This is a genomic window from Senegalia sp. (in: firmicutes), from assembly GCF_052088025.1.
Classification (GTDB): Bacteria; Bacillota; Clostridia; order Tissierellales; family SIT17; genus Anaeromonas.
On record NZ_JBQCYD010000083.1, the window covers coordinates 1 to 4,717 of the forward strand.

Genomic DNA, 4,717 nt, shown 5'->3' on the forward strand with positions numbered 1-4,717 from the left:
TAGGATACTTTTAACTTTGTAACTTAATTGTAACCCTTTAATACTGTTTTGTTACTTAAAACGAGTACTTATGATATAGAATATTATTATAGTTAAGCAATTGACATTTTGTATCATAGGAGGACAAAAAGAATGAGTAAAAGACAAATTAATAAAAGATATAGGTTTATAAGATTTATAGTTTTATGTATAATAGTGAATATAGCAATTATAGTATTAATTGGGAACAATAAAAGTGTAAGTGATAAAAATAATCCTATAGAAATAAAAGAGGAAGAAGAATATATTAAAACAAACAAAGCTAATCTATTTGAAAATAAAAAAGAAGAAGAAATAAAAAAAGATTCTATACTTAGCCTACCAGTTGAAGAAGCTTATTTAAATGATGAAAGAAAAATTGCATTTTTAACATTTGATGATGGTCCTAGCAATAATACTATTAAAATACTCAAAATTCTAGATGAAAAGAATGTTAAAGCGACTTTTTTTGTATTAGGTGAGCTAGCTGAAGTAAACGAACAAACAATAAAGGATATACACAAAAAAGGTCATAGTATAGGAAACCACACATATTCTCATGAATATAAGAAAATATATGCATCTACTGACAATCTATTAAATGATATAAGTAAGACTAATAATATATTAAAAAATATAATAGGCGAAGATTATAATAATAGATTATTTAGGTTTCCAGGCGGGTCTTTTGGAGAAAAGAAAGCTGTATTTAGAAAATCAGTGGTAAATAATGGATACAATTATATAGATTGGAATGCATTAAACAGAGATTCAGAAGGCAATTATAAAAATTCAAATGAATTATTATTTCATATAAAAGATACAGTAAAGGGAAAGAAAAGGGTAGTAATTCTTATGCATGATTCACCAGCAAAAAAGACTACTGTAGAAGCATTGCCACAAACTATTGATTATCTTAAATCTGAAGGCTATGAATTTGGGATTTTAAAATAAATAAATAAAAGGATGAAACATGAAGAGCATAAAAAAAAGATTAGTTGGAGCTTTTATTTTAGTTATATTAATTACAATTTTAATATTTGAAGTATTATTAATAGGCCTTCTTCGTCAATATTATTATAATAATGCACAAGAACTGCTTACAAATCAAATAGAAATATCATCTGATTTTTATTCTAGATATTTTTCAAATACATCACTTGAAGATAATATATTAGATAATGTTGATGTTTTTTGGAATCAAACTGATAATCAAGTTCAGATATTGGATTTGTATGGAAATGTTTTAATGGATTCTATAGGAGTGATACATGAAGATATAATAATAACATCTGATGTTGAGAAAGCATTACAGGGTAAAAATGGAACTTGGACGGGGAAAGTTACTTATGATGACTATTCTGTGATGGCTGTATCATATCCATTGAAATCTGAGGGAGAAATCGTTGGAGTAATACGCTTTATCACTTCATTAGAACAAATAGATAAATCTATAACTAATATTTCTATTATATTTATAATAATTGGACTTGGAGTTATGATTATTGCAACTATAGTAAGCTATATAATATCAAATACTATAGTATCTCCAATTAAAGAAGTAACTAAGATTGCAGAAAAAATGGCAAAAGGTAACTTTAAAATTAGAGGCAGTAAAAAATATGATGATGAGATTGGAAAACTATCTACTACCTTAAATTATATGGCTGAAGAAATAATAAAAAAAGAAGAATTAAAAAATGATTTCATATCTTCTGTATCTCATGAGTTAAGGACGCCATTAACATCAATAAAAGGATGGGCAGCCACTTTAAATACTGATCATATATATGATAAAGAAACTATGAAAGATGGATTAACAATAATTGAAAATGAAACCCAAAGACTTACTACTATGGTAGAAGAACTATTAGATTTTTCAAAATTTATTTCAGGTAAAACAACTTTAATCAGACAAAATACAGATATTAGAGAAATACTTGATTATATAAAAATACACATGCAATCTAGAGCTCAAAGAGAGAACTTATTATTTAGAGTAAACTCAGAAGAAAATTTATCAGAAGTCTATATTGATAGGGATAAAATAAAGCAAGTATTAATCAATATAGTAGATAATTCTTTTAGGTTTACTAAAGCTGGAGGAAAAGTAGTAATAGATGCTAGAGTTCAGGATAAATATTTAATTATAGAGATTGAAGATAATGGATATGGCATAGATGAAGATGATCTTCCCAAAATAAAAGAAAAGTTTTATAAAGGCAAAACCGCTAAATCAAAAACTGGATTGGGTCTCGCAATTAGTGATGAAATAATAAAAGCACATAATGGAGAACTTAGTATTGAAAGCAAGTTAGGAGAAGGAACTAAAGTAATTATAAAAATACCTATTAATTATAAGGTGGATATAGAAAATGAATAAAATTAAATTAATCATGTTATTGTTCTTGATATTGTTTATCCAAGGGTGCAATTTGGATATAGATGATGGAGATAAAATAATCTCTCCAGATAATTTAAATATAGTTCTACAAGGAACATGGAAAGTAAAAGAAACGAGAACAATAGAAGAAGGTTTATTAAGCAAAGAAGAAAAAAACAAAATTCTAAATAAGGACGTTGTCTTTACTAATGAATATGTTTTTTTAAATGATAAATTAATTAAAAATCCTGAATATAAATCAAAGTCTGTAAATGCAGAAGAATATTTTTTATATACTTATAAAACAGATATAGATACCTTAAATATAGATTCAGATAAAATAAATGTTATAATAGTTACATCTAATAATAATTATTTTTTTGATATAGTGCAGATTGATAAAAAAAACATCCTCTTATACTATCAAGGAGCATTTTTATATCTAGAAAAAACATCAAATAATATAGATCATATAGATATTGATAGAAATAAAAATGATAAATATTTAATCAAAGATAATAAAAAAGATAATGAAAACCTATCCTCTGGAGTGCTTTTAGGACTTAAATCTTCAACTCAGGATGATTTTAATAGTGAAATTTCCTATAGGACTTTGTGGATATCTGCTAGTGATAAAAAAATCAATCCAATACTAGAAATAAAAGACTTGATGATTCCTAGAAGAAGTGGCTTCTGGGAGATGAATATTAATAGTTACTTAGATTCCGATAGTATATATGCCCATCCTGTTGAATTTACAGACAATGAAATATCTAATGAAAAAGAAAAATATAAGGATAAAGAAAAGAAAGTGATTCACTTTGTAAGTGATGACTATCTTGCAATAGAATATATAAATATCAATGATATTGATAAAAAAGCTCCAAGGTACAAAGTTTTGCCCTTAGACAATATTAGTATAAAGCAAGGATTATTACTTAGTGATATAGATAAATACAATGATAAAAATTCATATTATAATTCAGCCGAAGACTTCATGATATCTAAAGGTTATAAGAACTTAGATGATTTGAAGCTTAATATAAATTCAAAAAACTTTACTATGGCTAGAAGGAATGGGTATTGGATTTTAAAAGGCAGATTATTTTCTAGTAAAACAGTAAAAGAAACTTATGAAGATTTCAATATAAATGTGTTGCCTACAGATGAGCTGATAAATTATAATGAATTATTATTATCTTGGGATTATATAAAGTCTAAAGTACCTCAAACTATTGATGCTTATACTTCCCCTAATAAAGATATAGCAATTATTATTTCAAATAGTAAGATAGATATATATTCTATAGAAAATAATCTACTATCTTCTAAACCTATAAAGACTATTCAAAGAAAGGAACATGAAGAAGTAGTGATGGCTGAATGGGCCACTGGAAGCTACGTGGAATTATGGGATGGGAAAATCAGACAGAAATTAGCTAAATAGTATTATATATATTAAGGAGTTGTGACTTGAGTGAGCAAAGTATTAATATTAGAAGATGAGGATAGTATTAGAAAATTTATTAAAATAAATTTAAAAAGAGTAGGATATGAAATAATAGAGGCGAAGACCGGAGAAGAGGCCTTAGAGAAATCATTAGATAATGATAATATATCCGTAGCAATTCTAGATGTAATGCTCCCAGGTATCAATGGATTTAAAGTATGTAAGGAATTACGAAAAAGAAGTAAAGAAATTGGAATCATTATTCTAACTGCTAAAAGTCAAGAGTTAGATAAAATAACAGGTCTTTCAATTGGTGCAGATGATTATATAACAAAACCTTTTAGTCCTAGTGAACTAGTGGCAAGAGTAGATGCACTCTATAGAAGAGTAGATTTATCACAAAACAATAAAACACAAGGCTTTATAAATGGTTCTTTTAGAATAGATAATAAGGGACGAAAAATATATAAGAACAATAAAATCTTAGATTTAACTCCCATAGAATATGATTTAATGAATATGTTTTTAACAAATCCTAACAGTGCATTAAGCAGGAATGACATATTAGATCAAGTATGGGGTAAAAATTATTTCGGAAATTGTAAGGCAGTAGATGTTAATATTAGAAGGTTAAGACAAAAAATAGAAGATGATCCCTCACAACCAAAGCATATAGAAACGGTTTGGGGATATGGATATAGATGGAAGATGCTTGATTGATATTTTTTAAATAATTCAACAAATAAAATAAAATCATTAAATTATATGTAAATATATAGTATAATAAGAAATAAGAATAAAAGGAGGCTACTTAAATGATATCTACTACAACACCAACAATTGAAGGAAAGAAAATAGTTGAGTAT

General features: G+C 26.3%; 4 protein-coding genes. All 4 read left to right on the plus strand.

All coding sequences use genetic code 11. The features are described 5' to 3' along the window. The first annotated feature begins 132 nt into the window (after positions 1-132). From ACTHUW_RS12500 to ACTHUW_RS12515, 4 genes are read left to right on the plus strand one after another with little or no spacing between them, the layout of a single operon-like run. Positions 133-972: a polysaccharide deacetylase family protein gene (locus ACTHUW_RS12500; protein WP_442198796.1), complete on the plus strand. Its 840-nt coding sequence runs from the start codon at positions 133-135 to the stop codon at positions 970-972. A gap of 19 nt (positions 973-991) precedes the next feature. After that, on the plus strand, positions 992-2,401 hold the full coding sequence (locus tag ACTHUW_RS12505) for a sensor histidine kinase (protein ID WP_442196765.1): 1,410 nt from the start codon (positions 992-994) through the stop codon (positions 2,399-2,401). Next, positions 2,394-3,848 carry a hypothetical protein gene (locus ACTHUW_RS12510; protein ID WP_442213498.1) on the plus strand — a complete coding sequence of 485 codons (1,455 nt, stop codon included), beginning with the start codon at positions 2,394-2,396 and terminating at the stop codon, positions 3,846-3,848. The genes ACTHUW_RS12505 and ACTHUW_RS12510 overlap by 8 nt, the downstream gene beginning before the upstream one ends. 30 nt (positions 3,849-3,878) lie before the next feature. Then, positions 3,879-4,571 (plus strand): response regulator transcription factor, encoded by a 693-nt coding sequence (locus tag ACTHUW_RS12515; protein ID WP_442210132.1) that lies wholly within the window; start codon positions 3,879-3,881, stop codon positions 4,569-4,571. The last annotated feature ends 146 nt before the right edge of the window (positions 4,572-4,717 follow it).